Genomic DNA, 19,902 nt, shown 5'->3' with positions numbered 1-19,902 from the left:
ACATGAAAAAAATCATACCAATCATGTTAATCGTTACAATTGCAAGTAGTGTTCTATCAGGTTGTGTGAAAGACAAAAATAGTCCGATTAAAGAGGTCTATTCACAGCCAACCAACTTAGATTTTAATTTTAGTGTGGATCCAGCCACCTTGGCGTTTGAGGTGGAGTCCAATGGCATTACGGAGAGTGTATCAGAACCGTTGGCTGACATGAAAGTCTCGAATTTAAAAGATAGTGGAGACCACATTAGCTGGTCCTACGCAGAACAGGAAATAGATGTTGCTATTGAAAAGAAAGCGGAGTATGTGGATGTCACCATCAGATCCAATAAAGATGAAGAAAACATGTTTTCTTGGCCGAGTGTCAAAGGCGATGGATATATGCTCCCAATCAATCAAGGAAAGTATATTCCGAGCAATGATTCTGTTTGGAAGGATTATTTAAGTGAAGAAAAAATGAAGGTGATTGAGGCTTTCTCTATGCAGTTTTTTGCAGTCGACAAAAGCGCTTATTCGGTCGTCTATATTATAAAAAATCCGTATAACAACGAAATTGCTTTTCAAACAGAAAATGATATTGCGTTTACTTTTAACCATGAGTTTCCAACGATAAATGAACAGAAGGAATATGGTTTTAGAATCTATGTAACGAAAAAAGATCCAGTAGATGTTGCAAAGACCTATAAAAATTATTTGATTGAACATGGGGACTTCAAAACCTTGGAAGAAAAGGCGGAAGAAAATCGTAATATTGAGAAGCTCTATGGTGCCCCTCATGCTTATTTTTGGGACAAAACGGTGATTTCAGAGGAAAATATAGAATGGGCCATATTGAGGGACAGCTTTCCTGAAAAGCTGAGAGTATGGATCCAGGAATTATTAACGACTAAAGTTGAAGATGGAGCAGAGCTTTCATCAGCTTTTGAAGAGTTAACTAGCGTAGATTATGTTGACAAATACACTAAAAATAGAATTGTAAAAGGCTTAAGTGCTGTCGTACAACTAAAAGAATTTTATAATCCTGAACTATTTACTGAAACAGATAAAAAAACGCAGAAGCTAGTAAACAAGGGAATTGAAAATTTAAATCCTGTTGAATTAATTGACCTAAATAAGCGATTATTAAAAAGCGTACTTGGAGATATTGTAGACCCGATAGAGAAGTGGGCAGATGCAAATACGGTAGATGTACTAAAGGATATGAAGGATTCAGGGTTAGACAATATGTGGATTGGTTTGGATGATTGGCAGGGAGGGTTTATTAAACCAGCGTTAGTCAAAGAAGCGGAGGAAATGGGTTATCTGATTGGCACCTATGATTCCTATCATTCCATTCATAAACCAGGTGAAGAGCAGTGGGAAACCGCTAAGTTTAAGGATACTTCACTTTATGAGAATGCAACTGTAACCAATAAAGATGGGAACAAAATTGAAGGATTCCAAGGTCAAGGTAGAAAGTTGAATCCGACGCTTGCAATGCCTAGTGTAAAAGAAAGAGTGACGTCAATTTTAAATACTGGCTTAGCATTTAACTCTTGGTTTTTAGACACAGATGGTACTGGGGAAATCTTTGATGACTATTCGCCAGAACATGTGACGACTGAAGAGGAAGATATTCAAGCAAGAATTGAGAGAATGGAATATTTGCAAAAAGAATGGGATATGGTAGTTGGAACGGAGGGCGGCAATGATTTTGCTAACAAAACGGTTGCCTTTGCACATGGAATCGAAACACCATCATTTTCTTGGATGGATGCGGATATGGGCAAAAATAAGGAAAGTGAGTACTATGTAGGAAGATACTATTCAAGTACTGGCGGCGTGCCGGAAATGTTTTCTAAACAAATACCTCTAAAGGATAAATACAAGAAACTATTTTTGGATTCCACCTACACGATTCCCTTGTACAAGCTGGTTTATAATGATTCAGTGATTACCACGCATTGGTGGGGATGGGGAACGTTGAAGCTAGAAGATGAAATAGCCAATAGAATGTTGTATGAGATCCTTTATAATGTGCCCCCTTTGTATCATATCGATAAATTCGAGTGGGAAAAACATAAAGAAACAATCGTGAATCATTCCAAAGTATGGTCAAACTTCAGCAAAAAGGCGATAACGGAAGAAATGACCGATTTTCAAATTCTTTCAGATGATCGATTAGTTCAAATGACTGAATATGGTAAATCATTACGTGTAGTCGCAAACTTTTCGGAAGTAAAATTTAGCTATGAAGGCGAGACAATACCAGGGAAATCATTATTGATTATCGATGAAGATGGTCAAGTCGTTTATTCACCAAAATAATCCTGAATTGTGTTAGGACCCAATACTCAAAATAAAAGAGATGAGAATGTAGCGATCATGCTGCTATTCTCATCTCTTTTTTATTCAAAGGTAGTTGACCGAACGAACCTTTTAATTTTATTGAACAGACTCGATTTCATGGAAAAAAAGTTGATAATCCTTTTGCTCTTCTCCTTGGTTTGTCACGGTTAGTGTACCTTCGTATAAGGATTCTCCTGTTTGTAAATCGCCTATCACAATGGTATGCCCACTAGTTGTTGAATGAATGGTATATAGTTTCCCATTCATTAACTGGGTATGTGAGCTACTCTCCTCATCCTTCGTATCTGATAAACCAAATGACAGTGTTTCGCCCCATTTGTCGTTTTCAATATCATACTGGTTGACATCTACACCGTTCGCAGTCTCTGATGGAATAAAGAGTGTAGAGTTATAGATTATGGATGAATCAGCTATAGATGCAAGGATTTCATTAGGACCAACAATTTTTTTAGATTGATTATTTTCGATATCGTACACGATGAATTCATTCACGGCTACATTCGATTCACCGTTGCTATCTCTCTCTTCATTTTCAAAAGACTCACTTTTAATGAGAAGATATTTTTGTCGTTGAATCGAGTAGGCATCATTTAGAATGTTTACATCAGACCAGCCATTCTCTACCTCAGGAATAGAAGCAATCACGACATCACTTACAAGTTGTTGCTTATTCATATCAAATGTATAGACACGCAATTCTTGTTGTTTACTACCTAGATGAAAACCCCGTGTAATGACCTTTAATTCATCATTTATTCCTTGGACGTCCAACACACTCATCCAACCGTAATCTTCTTTTTGGGGCACATCTAAACGGATTGATGTAATTTCGTCGGTTGTTTTAATTAATACTTCAAGCTCAAAGCTAAAATCTCGCTCATTTGGATTCTTAATATGGGCATATGCCACTACCTTGTCATCTTCAAAAAAATGATTAGAGCTTAAATCCTTACTTCGCATAAAATGCTTATGCTTTTCTACCAAATCTTCAAGACCATACGGAACTCCCAATCTAGTGATTTTTTGTGAGAAAGATATATTAGTTGGATTGATTGTTTCCCCATTTGTAATTTGTAAAGGTTGACGTAGGTATGGATCATTTAGTGAAAAATCACCGTATAGCATTATATCTTGCAACTCATCCTCATTGCCACTTACTTTTTCAAATTCAATTTTCACATGATTATCTGTAGCTAAGCTTGATTGGATATAAAAAGTTCCAATCACAAGTATCGTAACCAAACAAATCGACATGATTTTCCAATAGCGTTTCACTTATGTAACCTCCCTTAAACTCTTATTTTGTTCTTTAGTAGAAAATGACCTATCCAAATCGTACAAGCTACAACAACAAGACCTGCTAGTAACTCTAGGAAAAATAGTTCCATAGGATAAAAATAATTGCTTAACAGGACTTCATTCACGAATAGGGGTGCAAAGAAAATTAAAAGAGAAGCAACACAATAGAGAATGCCGTAAATAATCCCCTTTATGCGGAAAGAGCGTTCAAATAAAATCACCGTAAATACAATAAATACCGCTGCCATTCCTCCGGCATAATAAAGCACAAAATCTATAAAAGTATTCGGGAAAAGTATACTTAAATCGTAGTAATTGTTGGAATTGATAATTGCAAAAATCGAAAGATCGGTACGAAACTCACTAGGTACCATCCACTGTAAAATTTGCATTTCAACGGGTAATAATAATAGTTGTAAGGCAACGAGACCTAAGACAAAGAGTAAAATCGTTGTAGCTTTTGCCAAATAGATATTAATGCGCGCTGTTGGTAACATGAGCAAACGATAACTGAATGTGTTTTTTCCAAACCAATCACGATACCAAATAAAAAAGACGTAGATGATTAAGACTACACCAGAAACCATAATGGGTCCCAGAAACCAAGCTGTCTGAGAAAAATTTAAGAAAGACATCGTCCCGTAGTGTTCGATAACCTCACTATTCGGCATTGAATCTTTGTTTATGAATTTATTTACACGGTTTACATACACTTGTGATTCAACAATCAGCCCAAAGATTTGCGAAAGAATCGTAATGCCAAGTAAAACAAGATAGAGCTTAAAAAAACGATTTACCTCGAAATTGACTAACTTCAAATAACGTTTCATGCTCGATACACCTCTCTCATGACATCAATGACCGATTTGCCTTCTGTTTCTCGTACTTCTTCTGTATCGAATTCTTTTAAAACGACGCCGTCATCGAGTAAAACGACTTTATCAATTAAATGTTCGATATCATTAATTTCATGTGTCGTGATAATGACGCCGCGATTTTCGATTAAATGACTCGTAAATACCTCGGCAATTTGTTCGCGACTAAAAATGTCAATTCCTGAAAAAGGTTCGTCCATTAAGACATAGTCTACATCGATTGCTAAACCGAGGATGAGGTTCACTTTTGCGGTATTGCCTTTGGAAAGATCAGCAATTCGATCCGTGTCGTTTAATTTGAAAAACTGGAGCAATTCAGTGGCACGTGCCTGGTTCCAACTGTCGTAAAAATCAGCCATAAACACAAAAGTATCTTGTATGCGCATTTGCGGCGGCATTGTTATGGCATCGGGGATAAAGGTAATTTTTTCATAGCTCCCTTCATGAATTTTTTCACCATCAATGAGGATTTCACCGCTATTCATAGGGGTTAATGCCATAATTGCTTTCATAATGGTTGTTTTCCCAACACCATTAAGGCCAATGAGACAAGTAATTTGCCCCTTTTCAGCAGTGAAAGAAACGCCTTTTAACACTTTCTTTCGACCGAACTTTTTGGTTACATTTTTTATTTCAATCACAAAGATCCCCCCAATTAATTATTTTCCCTTTCATACGTATCCTTCACTAAATCCAAAGCGTCGTGTACAGGAACATTGATGGACCGAATCGAATGAACAAACGTATTAACTGCCTCTACAATCAATTCTTCTCTTACCATTTTGAGCACCTGCTCATCCTTCGAAATGCGACTTGGCAAATTCCCCTCCGTAAAAATCAACCCTTGTTCCTCCATTTCTTTATACGCTCGCTGCGCAGTATTTGGATTAATCTTCAGCTGATTGGCGAGTTCCCTTCTCGATGGAATCTCCTGACCCGGCTCAAAGATACCTGTTGCGATTTGTTCTTTAAAATGCCGAATCACTTGCACATAAACAGGATCCCGATTATTAAACTTTACATCCATAGACTCAACTCCTAAAAAACATAATGGTGTTCATACCCTGTATTAAGTGGTTGATACAGGGTGGGCAAAAAATAATGGGTGAAACTTCAGTAGTGATAGGTGTATTAAGTCTGTAATACAGTCACGCTAAAAAAATGCACCTAGAAAAAGTAATGATGTGTATTAAGGTGTTGATACAGTAAGTGCAAATAAAAGCCACCGAATACATTCCCTGTCCTTCAACCCTAATGTATTAATCGGTTAATACACCTGTGATTCGTATTTTATACTTAATACACTTTTGTGTCAAGTCATTATTATCTGAAAATTACTCATCTGCTCAAGATGTAAAATATGGATCAACTACAAGATTTAGTCGAACGAACTGAGATGTATTTCACTCATCTAAATCACTCAAATTCCACTAAGCTCATAGACGAAATGATTCGTAATTTGATTGGAAATAGGGGCTTTCGTATTGCTGAAGAAGGTATGGAGTTTGTTTTGTGAGATCGATAGCAAGAAGAAGAGAATGTTGAAATCTATTAAATTTTGATTTTGGATTTATAAAAAAGGCTTGACTTCCTGTTTGAACGTGATAAGATTCAAATCAATTACTTTTTGCGCAAAAGCTAATAGTCAACTATAAAAAAATTAAATATATTTGAGAGATGGTCCAGTAATCATATTGTGAGCAGTAATCAGAGACTGAATGGTAGATGTGAATTCAGGCAGCAATATGTATGAAGTACGCCATCCGATTTTCTCAATTTCTAATGAAGTGGATGACCGGTCAAAACCGGTTCATCAATTTAGGGTGGTAACGCGGAGAACTCCTTCGTCCCTTTCCAAGGGATGGTAGGGGTTTTTTTGTATTCATTTTTCGACCATATATGTTGAACTATTGATTCTATATAATCTCTAGCGAAGGCGCCTTACTGGGGTAGCCGGAGCAATAAGACTGACAGCGGTCTTCTGTCCGGCTTATTGCGGGAGGCATCCGGGGAAGGATGCAGTTCAATCCTTCCTTAAGCGCCAAGCGTTGTTAGTAGGATTCTTTATATCAACAAATAAAGTGTTCAAAAAAATAAAGTTAAATCGACAACACAGAAGGAGATGTCATAAATGAAAAAAGAACTAACATTTGTAATGTCAATTATCCCAATATTGGCATTAATATCAGCGGCAGCCTCATCGATTTTCATTTGGAAGGCTGGGATGCATATTCCATTAATGATTGGGGTGCTTGCTGCCGCGGTCATTGCGAAAACATGTGGTTGGACTTGGCCTGAAGTAGAGAAAATGATGGTCAATGGGGTATCACGAGCATTGCCCGCAGTGTTTATCTTACTCATTATCGGCATTATTGTGGGTACATGGATTGCGGGGGGCGTGATTCCAACGATGATTTACTATGGATTATCGATCATTGAACCCTCCCTGTTTGTACCACTCGTTGCACTGATTACGGGTATTGTTTCAATCACATTAGGCAGCTCATTCACTTCCATTGCGACGATCGGGATTGCTTTTATGGCGATTGGAGAGGGATTAGGCTTTGCTCCGGGGCTGGTAGCTGGGGCAGTCATTTCAGGGGCTTATTTTGGTGATAAACTATCGCCATTATCCGATACGACAAACATTGCTCCAGTTATGGCTGAAACAGATTTGTTTAGTCATATTAAGCACATGCTCTGGGACACGATTCCTGCGTTTGTCATTGCACTTATTTTATATTGGTTTGTAGGGAATTCAGGAGCAGTAACCCAAGCGGCTGATACGAATGGTATTGATCTCATCAAAACCGGGTTGGAGGGGGTCTTTACCATTCATCCACTCCTACTGCTAATGCCAGTATTCACGATCATTTTGATGATGAAGCGTGTGCCAGCAATTCCGGCGTTGACCATTGTAGGACTCTTAGGTGCTGTACTTGCAGTGATTGTGCAAGGGTCCTCCGTTTCCGCGATTGTTCAAGTAATGACGAGTGGATTTTCAGTGGATACCGGTGTAGCTGCGGTAGATTCGTTGTTAAACAAAGGCGGTCTGATGTCTATGCTGGGGACAGTTGGATTGTTAGTCATTGCGACTGCTCTTGGTGGGATTTTAGAAGAAACAGGCTCTTTTGAAGTGGTTACAAGAAAAATGCTGGCAAGTGTTCATTCAACGGGAACACTAATCAGCACGACTATTTTTTCCACTTTTGTCGTGGCATTTGCGAGCGGTGCACAATTTTTAGCGATTATTTTACCAGCAAGGACATTTGTCCATAAGTATAAGGAGATGGGAATCGATACCAAAAATCTTTCGAGATGTGTGGAAGCCGCAGGTACGGTAGGCATTAACCTCGTACCATGGAGTGTTCCGGTCGTTTTTGCGGTGGGCATTCTGGGGGTCAGTCCAGGTGAGTTCATTCCTTATGCTTTCTTCGCATTTCTTGTTCCACTTATTAATATCATTTTTGGTTTCACGGGCTGGACCATTACCAAGAAAAAGTATAGTGATGAAACTGAAATTAAAACAAAAGGGGACATAGCGTTATGAGCGAAGTCATTTTACATGTGTTAGGAACAGCACAAGATGCTGGTCTTCCGCATCCGAATTGTTTTTGTGAAAACTGTGCGGAGGCAATCAGTAATCCGAAGTATAGGCGCACTGCGGCGTCATTAGCCATTGTGCTACCTGAAGAGAAGACTTGGCATATGATTGACGCAACACCAGATTTAAAAGAGCAGATGGCGAACCTACAAATTAAGCACAATATGCAAGGTCAGTTAATGTCGAGCATCTTTTTGACCCATGCTCATTTAGGTCATTACCCAGGGTTATTGTTTTTAGGAAGAGAAGCGATTGGTGCAAATAAGGTGCCTGTCATGGCAGGTGCGAAAATGAAGAACATGTTAGAAGAACAAGCACCTTGGAGCCAGCTAACAAAACTTCAAAATATTGATGTTCAAGAAATAAGTGATGGACAAGCAATTACTGTTTCAGCACATGCTACAGTCACACCTGTTGATGTCCCTCACAGAAATGAGTTTTCTGAGACATTTGGTTTTTGGATTCAAGGGGAGAAGAAGAAAGTGCTGTACATTCCGGATATCGATCGATGGGAACAATGGGACACCGATATTTACGATGCGTGCAAAGAAGCTGACATCTGCTTACTGGATGGCACATTCCATTCCGCTGAAGATCTTGAAAAGATTGGACGAGATTATCGAGAAATCCCTCACCCGCTCATGACAGAAACAATGGATCGATTACAAGATTTAGTTGAACAAACTGAGATTTATTTCATTCATCTCAATCATTCAAATCCCGTCATTGATACGGATAAAACAATTCGTAAGGAGATGGAACTGAAGGGCTTTCATATTGCAGAGGAAGGAATGGAGTTTGTTTTGTGATAGCGGGTGTTGGAAATAGTGGAATCTGTCAGCCTAAATAGTAAGTATGATGGCTCTTACATGAAATGAATAAATCATTCCCTTGTGGACACACTTTAAGTTATAAGTGGAATTCAAAGGGGAGGTGCATTTTCGTGGCTAATGTGAGATGTGATTTTTCACCGATGAAAGAAACATTGCAAGAGGGTATTCGCCAAGTCATACTCGACTTACAAAAAAGTTTAGAAGTAATAGGCGATGAAAATAATTGTCTGCTTGGCAATTTCGAGAAGATTAAAGAAGAGTTTTCGTCCATAGAGATGAAAGCTGCGACATTTTATTTAAACTGTTATTTGTCTCCATTCACGGAAAAGTATCCGGAATTGTCACTTTGCGTACAACATATGTCGAGACAGAGACATGGCGGTTTAATCGTAATTCAGCGAGATGATTCCCTTGAATCTTTGTTGAAACCGGGTATTTCAATTGGAGCAGAACTGACTCATTCTTTGTTGGAATCGATCTTTTATCCCGGGAACCCACTCCACGATGGCGCTGTCTTGGTAAATCGTAATCTGATTGTGTCCGCAGCAAATGTCCTGCCGCTTTCAGATATCGTTACGGGTGATAAAAAAATGGGGACACGACATCGCGCTGCATTAGGGTTAACGGAACACAGTGATGCTCTCGTACTCGTAGTATCTGAGGAGACGGGAAGGGTATCCTTTGCGATAAACGGAGGGATTTACCCAATCACTACTCACCGGTCTCTGTAGCATATAGAGAGCGTCTAAATTGATAAAAAACTTGACTTCTAGCATGAACATGGTAAGATTCAAGCAATTACATTTAACGTAGAAGTATCCAATTACATAGATATGAGAGATGGTCCAGTAGTTAGATTGTGAGCAGCAACAAGAGACTGAATGGTAGGTGTAAATTCAGGCAGCAATCCGAACGAAGTACGCCATCCGTTTTTCTCAAATTGACATGAAGTGGATGACCGACCTAGAATCGGTTCATCAATTAGGGTGGTAACGCGGAGAGCTCCTTCGTCCCTTTCCAAGGGATGGTAGGGGCTTTTTTGTATTCATTTTTAGGCGCCAGTCGCTTTTTATAATCATCGAGGAGGAAGACATCATGTTTAAAATAAAAGCAATTATGGCACCCACGTTGATGGAGGCCATCACGATCGTAGCAGCGATTATTGTGATGATTAGTGTTAGTATTATTGGGTTCGGTTCGGTACCGCATTTACCGATTTTGTTTTCCATCTTGTTATTGATTTGTTTTGGTTTGGTCAAGAAAGTTCCGTACCGTAAGTTAGAAGGTGGCCTAGTCGAAGGGGCTGGGTCAGGTATGAGTGCAGTATTCTTGTTTTTCTTTATCGGTATTTTAGTAAGTAGTTGGATTATGGCTGGGACGATTCCGACGTTAATTTATGCAGGTTTTAATTTGATTACACCGACCTTCTTCTTTGCCATTGTGTTTGTCGTTACGGCGATTGTTGGGGTTTCAATTGGAAGCTCATTGACAACGGTGGCGACGGTAGGTGTCGCGTTTATTGGGATGGCAACTGTGCTTGATTTATCGTTGGCGATAACAGCTGGAGCCATTGTTTCTGGGGCGTTTTTCGGCGATAAGATGTCGCCGCTGTCGGATACAACCAACTTGGCTTCCTCGCTTGTTGGGGTCGATTTATTCGAACATATTCGCAATATGAGCTGGACAACATTTCCAGCGTTTTTCTTGTCATTGATTTTCTTTGGCATTTTGTCACCGAGTGTGACGTTAGGCGAAGTCGATAAAATCAACGTATTCCAAGAGGGATTGTTGGCAACAGGGATGATCCATTGGTATACAATCATTCCACTTATCCTGCTATTCGTGTTGACGATTTTGAAAGTCCCTGCACTTATGACATTGGCGTTAAGCTCTGCCAGTGCAGTCGCAATTTCTTATTTTCATCATAGCTTTAGCGCTGCAGAAGTATTTAGTATTTTATTCAAAGGCTTCGTGTCAACAACTGGCATTGAAGACATTGATGCCTTGCTCACGCGGGGCGGCATGGAAAGTATGATGTTCACGATTGGTTTAGTACTGCTGGCGCTAAGTATGGGTGGCTTGCTATTTACTCTTGGCATTGTGCAATGTTTGTTGGCAACAATTGAAGGACTCTTGAAGAAAGTGTCCTCGGTCATTGCGGCATCTGCGTTAACGGCAATCAGCATTAATGTGTTGATTGGGGAACAGTACTTATCCATTTTGTTGACAGGGCAAGCTTTTCAATCGCAGTATGAAAAAGTAGGATTAGCAAATAAGAACTTAAGTAGGGTAATGGAAGATGCGGGAACGGTTGTGAATCCGTTAGTGCCATGGAGCGTTTGCGGGATCTTTATCGCAGACATGCTCGGCGTTTCCGTAGTAGAGTATTTACCATTTGCATTCTTTTGTTTGTTGTCCCCAATCTTGACGGTCTTGTTCGGATTTTTAGGGAAAACATTGACGTATACGGATGGTCGGTCGGCAAAACGTTGAATAAAGAAGAAGCTTCTCTGTCACATGTGACGGGGAAGCTTTTTTGCTAGCATTTACAGTTCCATCAGTCTAATGAAAACGTTTCCTGATAATTCGTCGCTTCCTTCAACGCCTTTTCCTCTGCTGGAATGCGTACAGACAGCATCCAGACATTCAGCAGGGAGTAAAGAATGGCAGTGAAGTAGGCGTCAAACAGGAGGGGAAGGACGAGTAATTCAGTAGTGACAATTAAATAATTCGGATGCCGCAACCATTTATAGGGACCCTTACGTACGACATCTGCGCCAGGTAAAATGATGATTTTCGTATTCCAAAACTTTCCGAGTGAAGCAAGGCACCAGATGCGTGCAATTTGGGCTAACAGGAAAAGAACAAGTAGCACAATCCAAAAAGGAGAAAGTGCACGCTCAAGAACCACCACTTCTAATAGGAAGGAAATGAAAAACGCGATGTGCATGGTGACCATAATAGGATAATGGGTGGCACCCGCTTCATACGCCCCTTGACTACGCATCCAATTTTCATTGCGTTTCGCAACAAGAAGTTCAATTAGTCGTTGCAAGATGACGATTGAAATAATAATGGTAAACAGCATTCCTCAGACACCTCAATCCCATTTCAATAACAGCAATTCACCGCAAAAGCCTGGCCCCAGTGCCGCCATTAGTCCGTAGTCACCTGCAACGGGCTCACGATTCATGTATTGTTCCAACACATAAAGTATCGTAGGGGAAGACATATTGCCATTTTCACGCAATACTTGCCGTGAAATATCCGTTTTGGTTGAATCAAACCCTAATGCCTCTTCATACGCTTCGAGTACTTTTTTACCGCCAGGATGCGCGACGAAATGCGTAATCTCATCCTTAGTCAGTCCATGGTTACCAAGAAATTCATGAACGAATGGTCCGAGCCACTGTGTAATAATCGCAGGAATGCTTTTCGAAAAGACAACGTACAGCCCACTGTTTTTCACGTCCCAGCCCATGACATCCTCGGAATCTGGCATCAGTTTCGAAGTTGTCGCAATTACGGTTGGCATTGCTTTTTTCGCCTTCACCAAAGACTGATCCCCGGTGACCAATGCACATGCAATTCCATCGGAAAATAACGATACACCTACTAAATTGCTTTTGGAATAGTCATCTTTTTGAAAGGTTAAGCTACATAATTCAACGGACAGAACGAGGACATTTGCATCTGGAAAAGCGAGACAATATTCATGGGCTCTGCTAATCCCTGCGGCACCTCCTGCACAGCCAAGTCCCCATATGGGAATGCGTTTCGTATCATCCCGGAAATCCATTCGATTCATAATGCGTGCATCGATACTAGGCGTCGAAATACCACTGCTAGAAACAAAGAATATGGCATCAATCATAGAGGGGGCAATCGGAGTATCGAGCATTCCGTCCCCTTGGAGACAGGACTGCACGGCTTGGACCCCAAATTCGACAGCCTGTTGAATATACAAATCATTGCGTTCTTCAAAGTCATGCTTTTTTCCGTACCAATCAAGCGGCATACACACATTACGCGTTTCAATATCGCCATTTTGAAAAACTTTTAACAGCCGTTCAATATCCTGATACTTTTCACTAAAAAGAGAGCGAGTCAACTCAGTAGCTTGTTCTTGATAGACCTGATGGGGCGGTTTAAATGTACTAACAGCAAGGATTTTTGGCATGAGTACCCTCCGTATTCATTGTTGTAAAGAGTTCCTATACCAACGTACGCAGAACTTGTACAAAAGATGACAAAGGCATCCCAGATAACCTTGGGATGCCTTTCTATGAAGAAATGGTTATACAGAAAGATTTAAGACCGTTACTTTTTCTCGTGTCATCGATTCGATACTTTTCCGAATGCCTTGTACGCCCATGCCAGACTTCTTAACACCGATAAAGGGGAAGTGGTCAGGGCCACGCTCTGTACGCCCGTTGATTTGGACAGCCCCTGCTTCGATTTGATTGGCAATCGCAAACGCTTTGTTGATATCTTTGGTAAAAATGCTTGCTTGTAGGCCAAATTCGGATGCGTTTGCCAAAGCAATTGTTTGTTCATCGGAAGATACCCTGATAATTGGCAGTGCTGGGCCGAATGGTTCTTCCCATGCGAGGCGCATATCTTCTTTCACATGATCTAGCAGTGTTGGATGAAGTAAATTACGATCTCGCTTATTACCCGTCACAACGACGGCACCTTTATCAATCGCATCATCAATTAAGCCCTGAACGAAGTCGGCAGCTTGCTCATCAATTAATGGAACGACCGTGCTTCCGTTTACCGGTGAACCAACAACCAACTGGTCAATTTCTCTCTTTAGTAGGTCAACAAGTTCGTCTGCCACACTGTCATGAACGAGTACACGTTTAATAGCGGTGCAACGTTGTCCAGAGTAAGAAAATGCACCGCTGATGATCTGCTTGGCTGCTTCTTGTAAATCGGCATCTTGGCGCACGATACCTGGATCTTTGCCACCGAGCTCAAGGACAAGTGGAATCATTGCAGACTTTTTAGCCAAGTGAAGACCTGTGTCAGTTCCGCCCGTAAAGGAAATCATATCGATTCCTTTATGTTCTACTAAGTAATCACCAATCTCCGAACCGCGTCCCGTCACCAAATTCACAAGACCTTTCGGGAATTCTGCTAGATGAAGGGCTTCGATCATTTTTGTACCACTTAGTGCACCTTGTGTCGCGGGTTTAAAAATAACAGCATTGCCCGCCATTAATGCAGGCGCAAGCTTTGCGGCAGCCAGGTTAACTGGATAATTGAAAGGAGAAATCGCCAATACGACACCGAGTGGAACACGTTCAACGATGGCAACCTTGGATTTGGACCCACCTGGAAAACTATCTCCTCTCATACTTTCCCCGTGCATATGAAGTGCTTCTTCTACAACATAGCGAATAAAATCCACTGTGCGTGACACTTCACTTTTGGCATCATTTAGGCTTTTTCCAACCTCTAGCATGATGACTGTGGCGATTTCATCCTTGTTAGCCAATAAGGCATCAGCCCATTTATATAAATGGCTAGCCCGTTGTTGGAGGGAGGCTTGTGCCCATTCCTTTTGTGCGACTTGTGCAAAGCTAATCGCTTCGTCTACCTCTTGTTGCGTAATGGCTTGCACTTTTCCAATTCCTTTGTACAGATAAGGTGAAGTGATTTCAATTGTTTGTTCGGACTTACTTTTTTTCCATTCCCCGTTTATATAAAGCTCACTGGCTAGTAGCGTCAAAGTATTCGATACCATACATGATTCCCCCTTTTGACTAGTTGGATTGGCGCAGAATGAATAAGTGGAATTTTAGGGACGATCAATGTCCCTTGGGTACGTTGTAGGTCCCACGAAAAGCAAAAAAATAACTTCGTTCTGCTGATTTCATATTCTAGCACGCTTTATTTATTTTAACAACGTATAGTTTGATAATTTATTAAATTCAATATATTCAATTTAATTTGTAAGCGCTATCATGTAGATGGCCACTTGAATGTCAAGGAATGAAGTTTTTTAAAACGCCAAAGGAAAATAACATCCCTTGGCGTTCTCATATCCGTATTATTCATCTACGAGCTGTGCACATAACTGTTTCAAACTCTCTACAAACTTCAAATCGCTTTCCTTGGAGCGCTTTTTGGGGCCGCGTAATCGTCCGCCAGCCATTCTCACTTTTTGTGCCGTATGACGAGCATACAAGAGCTGGTCAATGTTATCTTCCGTATACAACCGCCCATTTTGATCAATCGGATGCCCTTTTTTCGCAAGGACCATTGCGGCTAAACCGTAATCCTGTGTCACAACGATATCATCTTTTTGCACCCGATTGACAAGCACGAAATCAACCGCATCGGCCCCTTTCGAGACGATGATCGTTTCGGCTCCATCCCGGTGCATTTCATGTGTTGTATCGCAAATGAGTATACAGCGGAATCCGAACTTTTTAGCGATTTGAATTGTTTCATTCACAACTGGACAAGCGTCTGCATCGATAAGAATTGTCGCCAATCAGCAACCCTCCCTTTATACGTCTTATGTTAGATTTTGAAATACTAGAACTCACTCTACATTGCTAGTGGGTGCTGTTAGTTCCAATGTTGATTTTGCAACGATTTTTGCGACGTGTAGCATGCGTTCCTTACTCAATTTATCGATGGTATCCTCGGGTAGATGATACCATTCCTCCAAAGGGGAATACGCAAACAACGCAGAGGCGATTCCTGCTTCATGGAACGGTACGTGATCACTTCTGCCACCAATATCGGTGAAAATCGCATCGCCGTTTAATTCCTCATAGGCTTTGCTGGCTGGAACTGTTACATTGTTGTCCATCCCATCGACCGTCTGGATTGCCAATTCTCCGGCATCGGCACTGCCGACCATATCCAAGTTGAACATCGCAACAGAGCGCTTGATTTCATCCTTTGTCATGGAACTGACATATTTTTCGGAACCGTTTAAGCCTTCTTCTTCAGCACCGAAAAAGAGGATGCGAAGTTCTTTCGTTGTTGTGACATCTTTGAACATCCGGGCTAGTTCGAGCACAACGGATGTTCCACTTGCGTTGTCACTTGCACCAGGGGCTAGGTCGACCGAATCGTAATGCGCCCCAATGATGACAATGTCATCGGATGTAACTTTTTCGGCTGTGGGCTGCTTTATGACCACTATATTTTGCGATTCCGCCTGTTCTACCCGGGAACCTTCGACTGTCATGGTTGCCTGAATCGTTTTTCCTTCCATAAGTTTAAGGAGCCCAGTACCCTCTTCATGTGAAATTGCCAGTGCTGGAATAAAGTCTTCAGAATGTTGTCCAAGCGTCGCGTTTCCTGTAGGGGACCCTTTAGGAAAGTAAATCAGGATAGCAGAGGCACCAGCTTTAGAAGCATTTAATACCAATTCGGAAAAATAAGTGTAATCAACTGCAACAACTGCAATTTTTCCTTGTACATTGATCTTTTCATAGTCCCGTTCCAGTCCAGATCCCGCGTCAATTAATTCTCCAGTGACAGTGCCCGAAACGGAGTATTGAAAGGGGGCAGGCGAGAAGGTGCTATCTGAACCAGCTACTTGCAACAGGGTTTTATTTGGCATGACATAGCGCTCGAAAGTAAATGGTTGCCTATCAACTTCATAACCGTACATCTCCAGCTGTTTGGTTAGAAAATCAGCAGCTTGCTTCTCCGATTCGGTTCCCGCAACTCGCGGTTCTTTTGCAAGTTCCTCGGCCGTTGCGTAGATGTTCTCCACGTCCAGTTGATTTATGATTACTTGACTGGTATCAGTCGGTCCGGGGCCATCCACGACCTGAGTGTTGGGTGCGCAAGCCGTCGTCAGTATAGAAATGATGAAAAGGCATGTCATTAACAATCTTTTGCGATGCACAAAATCCCTCCATTCGATATATGGAATTATATCACAGTGAGGTGTAGTTTTATGACAATTGCTAAAGGGGATAGTGAAGGTAATGCTTTTGAAAAGGGGGCGTTGGGATGTCCCATAATGGGTCAACTATGTCTTCGCTGAATAGCTGATGGGAGGAGAATGGCATGGGACTGTCGAAATAAGTAGTGTACCTAACCGATGATATGGAGGATCTAACTATGTTTAGAACTATTGAAGAATTTTTGATGAACTGGGGTCATGAAAGCGGATCGACACAAAAAGTTCTAGACGCACTAACTGATGCGTCACTTGCTCAGGAAGTCTCTCCGGAAGATCGCACGCTCGGCCGAATTGCCTGGCATATCGTGACGACGCTCGACGAAATGATTTCACAAACAGGACTTCAGTTTGAAGCGGCAAGCCATGAAGAACCCGTTCCAACATCTGCTGCTGAAATTGCAGCTGCCTACCGTTCGTCAAGCGCGGCAATGGTTGTAGCTATGAAAGAGCAATGGACGGATGAAGTGTTGAATGACACAAAAGATATGTACGGGGAACAGTGGTCGGTTGCCACCATCCTTAGTATCTTAACATCTCACCAAACGCATCATCGTGGTCAAATGACTGTTCTCATGCGTCAAGCAGGCCTGCGTGTGCCAGGTGTCTATGGACCGTCAAGGGAAGAATGGGCGGAGTTTGGCGGAGTGGCTCCACAGTAAAAAGAATCGACTCATACCTTTCTAGCGTCATCTGTAGATGCTGGGGAGTTGTGGATATAAACATGCCTGTTGATTAACCCGAAAAACCAAAATTCAGGTGTTTTGTGTTTCGTTCTTTTTGGACAGCTTTGGATGGAACGCTTTCTATACGATTACTAAGATGATTTGAAATGTAGGGGTGCAACTTTGTCGCACCCCTACATTTTTTTCTGTAATCGTAAGGTTTTCGTTCATCCGTCGCTGTCCAAAAACATGCATACACAGATCACAAATGCTTTTTGGGAACAAGGGAATAAGAGGATTTCTTACTTGGTGATGGGTGGCCAAAGATACAATTTTGGCCACTGATAACTCTATCATGGTCTTTTCTTCTGACATCCACCGAAAATGTCACTTCTACACAGTGTTACTATAGTACAAAATAAGATCGGAACACATTGTACAATTTGCAAAAGTGCCCGAAATTGTATCTTCGGGCACTTCTAATCCCTATAGAAAGTGATCTATTCTTTACTTTTCCAGCAACTGCACTTTTCACTGACTTATTGTAGGAGGGCGGCAGGTAATGATTCACATTAAAAGTATTGAGAAGAGTAGCTAGGAATGACGGAGTCATTCCTAGCTACTTTTGCCTTCAATTCTTTTAACGATCGTGAATCAATTATCGAAAGTAAACCGTAAATGAACAAAGGGAAAGTGGAATTTAGTGCCCTTTGACTCTTTCGCCTTTCAAATAAATGGATAATAAAAGGGGGAGTAATAAAACTATTTTTCCTCCTGAATTATTCGGATAGTTTGAACAATAAATGTATACGTTTTTCTTTCATCCCCCAAAAATCCGATTCCTCCTACAAGTTCACCACAGTTCATTAGAACTAATTTTTATTCTGAAAAAATCAAATATTGATATTTTAATAAGCGTGTAGTTTTTACATTTTATTGTTGCTATAATTCATCTAATTCTCTTTGAAAGGAGAAACGGATGAACAATCTTAGTTTTAAAGAACTTGTTTTCATTAGTTTCATGTTGTTTTCGATGTTTTTCGGGGCTGGAAACCTTATCTTCCCTGCATTTCTAGGTCGTTCCGCGGGGCTAGAAATGTGGTTGTCACTCGGTGGTTTTATTGTGACGGCCGTCGGTATACCTATCCTAGGGGTGATTGCTGTTGGGAAGGCTGGTAGTTTACAAATACTTTCTACACGTGTTCATCCATGGTTTGCATTGTTATTTCCTTTTCTAATCTACGTTTCAGTTGGACCGGGATTAGCGATTCCAAGAGCCGGTACAATTGCTTATGAGATGGGGATGAAACCTTTTTTACCGGTTTTTTTATCTGATAAACCAATGTTCCTGTTCGGATATACGGTGGTATTTTTCACTATTGTTTTATGGTTAAGCCTATCGCCCTCTAAACTTGTGGATCGATTTGGTAAAATATTGACCCCTCTTCTATTGATTTTGATAGGTGTTATTTTCATCAAGGGCATCATTACACCGATGGGAGCATTTATGTCTCCGACCGATATCTATGAGGAAAGTCCATTCTTTCAAGGCTTCTTAGATGGCTATTTAACAATGGATGCACTGGCGGCACTTGTCTACGGAATTGTTGTTGCCAATACGATTCGTGCAAAAGGAATTAGCGATTCTTCCTTAATTGCCAAATATACAATGTTGGCAGGACTTGGAGCGGGTATTTTACTTGCGGTGATTTATAGTATTTTAGGCTATCTTGGTGCTTCTAGCTCTTCAGTTGGGCAAGCAGAAAATGGGGCACAAGTATTAACGATTGTGATGAATGTATTGTTTGGACCCATTGGGATTGTGTTGTTAGGGGTATTATTTACGCTAGCTTGTTTATGTGTATCGATTGGCTTGATCATTTCATGCAGTCAATATTTTTCTAGCATCTTTCCTGTACTTGCTTATAAAGGATGGGCGACGGTAATTGCGCTTGTCAGTTTGACGGTAGCTAATTTAGGATTGAATCAAATTTTAGCTGTATCTGTTCCGATATTGGGTATGATTTATCCATTAGCTGTTGTGCTCATTGCACTTGGGTTATTGAACAAATATGTCAACCATTCTATTTATTTAACGGCAGTGATCTTTACAGGAGTCTTTAGCTTGATGGAAACGATCAATCATACGTTTTTAGGGGATGCGTTAGATGGGCTATTAGGGTATTTCCCACTTTATCAAGAAGGGGTAGGTTGGATACTACCGGCTATTGTAGGTGTGATAGTGGGGGCAATTGTCCATAAGCTTAAAGCTCCAGTATTAGCGAAATCGAAATGATATGCAAAAGGGAGCTGTTTTTGATAATTATCAAAAACGGCTC

Annotated in this window: 16 protein-coding genes; 7 read left to right on the top strand and 9 right to left on the bottom strand. The window is 40.9% G+C overall.

The features are described 5' to 3' along the window. Positions 1-2: 2 nt before the first annotated feature. Positions 3-2,306, top strand: coding sequence for a glycoside hydrolase (locus ACIQ0H_RS18110; RefSeq protein ID WP_403417828.1), 2,304 nt, complete (start codon positions 3-5; stop codon positions 2,304-2,306). Positions 2,307-2,423: 117 nt separating this feature from the next. Here the strand turns inward: ACIQ0H_RS18110 and ACIQ0H_RS18105 are convergent, their stop codons facing one another. From ACIQ0H_RS18105 to ACIQ0H_RS18090, 4 genes are read right to left on the bottom strand one after another with little or no spacing between them, the layout of a single operon-like run. Continuing rightward, positions 2,424-3,623 (bottom strand): hypothetical protein, encoded by a 1,200-nt coding sequence (locus tag ACIQ0H_RS18105; RefSeq protein WP_403417825.1) that lies wholly within the window; start codon positions 3,621-3,623, stop codon positions 2,424-2,426. Positions 3,624-3,637: 14 nt separating this feature from the next. Beyond that, positions 3,638-4,477 (bottom strand): hypothetical protein, encoded by an 840-nt coding sequence (locus ACIQ0H_RS18100; protein ID WP_403417823.1) that lies wholly within the window; start codon positions 4,475-4,477, stop codon positions 3,638-3,640. Continuing rightward, the gene (locus ACIQ0H_RS18095; RefSeq protein ID WP_403417821.1) at positions 4,474-5,163 is read right to left on the bottom strand and encodes an ABC transporter ATP-binding protein; all 690 of its coding nucleotides are present in this window, start codon (positions 5,161-5,163) and stop codon (positions 4,474-4,476) included. Before ACIQ0H_RS18095 ends, ACIQ0H_RS18100 begins: the two co-directional genes overlap by 4 nt. Positions 5,164-5,177: 14 nt before the next feature. After that, positions 5,178-5,549, bottom strand: coding sequence for a GntR family transcriptional regulator (locus ACIQ0H_RS18090; RefSeq protein WP_403417818.1), 372 nt, complete (start codon positions 5,547-5,549; stop codon positions 5,178-5,180). A 1,104-nt stretch (positions 5,550-6,653) separates the two neighbouring features. On the opposite strand from ACIQ0H_RS18090, the gene nhaC (ACIQ0H_RS18085) reads away from it, so the two are divergent. From nhaC (ACIQ0H_RS18085) to nhaC (ACIQ0H_RS18070), 4 genes are all read left to right on the top strand, one after another. Continuing rightward, the gene (gene nhaC, locus ACIQ0H_RS18085; RefSeq protein ID WP_403417816.1) at positions 6,654-8,072 is read left to right on the top strand and encodes a Na+/H+ antiporter NhaC; all 1,419 of its coding nucleotides are present in this window, start codon (positions 6,654-6,656) and stop codon (positions 8,070-8,072) included. Then, complete coding sequence (locus ACIQ0H_RS18080; RefSeq protein WP_403417813.1) at positions 8,069-8,935, top strand: MBL fold metallo-hydrolase; 867 nt, start codon at positions 8,069-8,071, stop codon at positions 8,933-8,935. The genes nhaC (ACIQ0H_RS18085) and ACIQ0H_RS18080 overlap by 4 nt, the downstream gene beginning before the upstream one ends. A gap of 134 nt (positions 8,936-9,069) precedes the next feature. Continuing rightward, positions 9,070-9,690 (top strand): sporulation-specific diadenylate cyclase CdaS, encoded by a 621-nt coding sequence (gene cdaS / locus ACIQ0H_RS18075; protein ID WP_403417810.1) that lies wholly within the window; start codon positions 9,070-9,072, stop codon positions 9,688-9,690. Between the two features lie 364 nt (positions 9,691-10,054). Next, positions 10,055-11,452: a Na+/H+ antiporter NhaC gene (gene nhaC / locus ACIQ0H_RS18070; RefSeq protein WP_403417807.1), complete on the top strand. Its 1,398-nt coding sequence runs from the start codon at positions 10,055-10,057 to the stop codon at positions 11,450-11,452. A gap of 64 nt (positions 11,453-11,516) precedes the next feature. Here the strand turns inward: nhaC (ACIQ0H_RS18070) and ACIQ0H_RS18065 are convergent, their stop codons facing one another. The 5 genes from ACIQ0H_RS18065 to ACIQ0H_RS18045 all read right to left on the bottom strand — a co-directional run bounded on the left by ACIQ0H_RS18065 (position 11,517) and on the right by ACIQ0H_RS18045 (position 16,841). After that, a complete protein-coding gene (locus ACIQ0H_RS18065; RefSeq protein WP_403417804.1) occupies positions 11,517-12,047 on the bottom strand; it encodes an isoprenylcysteine carboxyl methyltransferase family protein in 531 nt (176 codons plus the stop codon). 12 nt (positions 12,048-12,059) lie between these two features. Then, on the bottom strand, positions 12,060-13,139 hold the full coding sequence (locus tag ACIQ0H_RS18060; protein WP_403417802.1) for a type III polyketide synthase: 1,080 nt from the start codon (positions 13,137-13,139) through the stop codon (positions 12,060-12,062). Between the two features lie 117 nt (positions 13,140-13,256). After that, positions 13,257-14,711, bottom strand: coding sequence for an NADP-dependent glyceraldehyde-3-phosphate dehydrogenase (locus ACIQ0H_RS18055; RefSeq protein WP_403417800.1), 1,455 nt, complete (start codon positions 14,709-14,711; stop codon positions 13,257-13,259). Between the two features lie 306 nt (positions 14,712-15,017). Further along, a complete protein-coding gene (locus ACIQ0H_RS18050; RefSeq protein ID WP_403417798.1) occupies positions 15,018-15,464 on the bottom strand; it encodes a YaiI/YqxD family protein in 447 nt (148 codons plus the stop codon). Positions 15,465-15,515: 51 nt separating this feature from the next. After that, positions 15,516-16,841, bottom strand: a complete 1,326-nt coding sequence (locus ACIQ0H_RS18045; RefSeq protein ID WP_403417796.1) for a M28 family peptidase — start codon at positions 16,839-16,841, stop codon at positions 15,516-15,518. A 218-nt stretch (positions 16,842-17,059) separates the two neighbouring features. Here ACIQ0H_RS18045 and ACIQ0H_RS18040 point away from each other — a divergent pair, with 218 nt between their 5' ends. Together ACIQ0H_RS18040 and brnQ are read left to right on the top strand one after the other, a co-directional pair. Continuing rightward, positions 17,060-17,560: a DinB family protein gene (locus tag ACIQ0H_RS18040; RefSeq protein ID WP_403417793.1), complete on the top strand. Its 501-nt coding sequence runs from the start codon at positions 17,060-17,062 to the stop codon at positions 17,558-17,560. A 982-nt stretch (positions 17,561-18,542) separates the two neighbouring features. Next, entirely contained in the window at positions 18,543-19,859 is a 1,317-nt protein-coding gene (gene brnQ / locus ACIQ0H_RS18035) for a branched-chain amino acid transport system II carrier protein (RefSeq protein WP_403417790.1), read from the top strand. Positions 19,860-19,902 lie beyond the last annotated feature (43 nt).

The organism is Sporosarcina sp. NPDC096371 (genome assembly GCF_044762865.1).
Lineage (GTDB): Bacteria > Bacillota > Bacilli > Bacillales_A > Planococcaceae > Sporosarcina.
The sequence above is the reverse complement of the archived record's forward strand: the minus strand, read 5'-3'. Positions and strand labels throughout refer to the sequence as shown.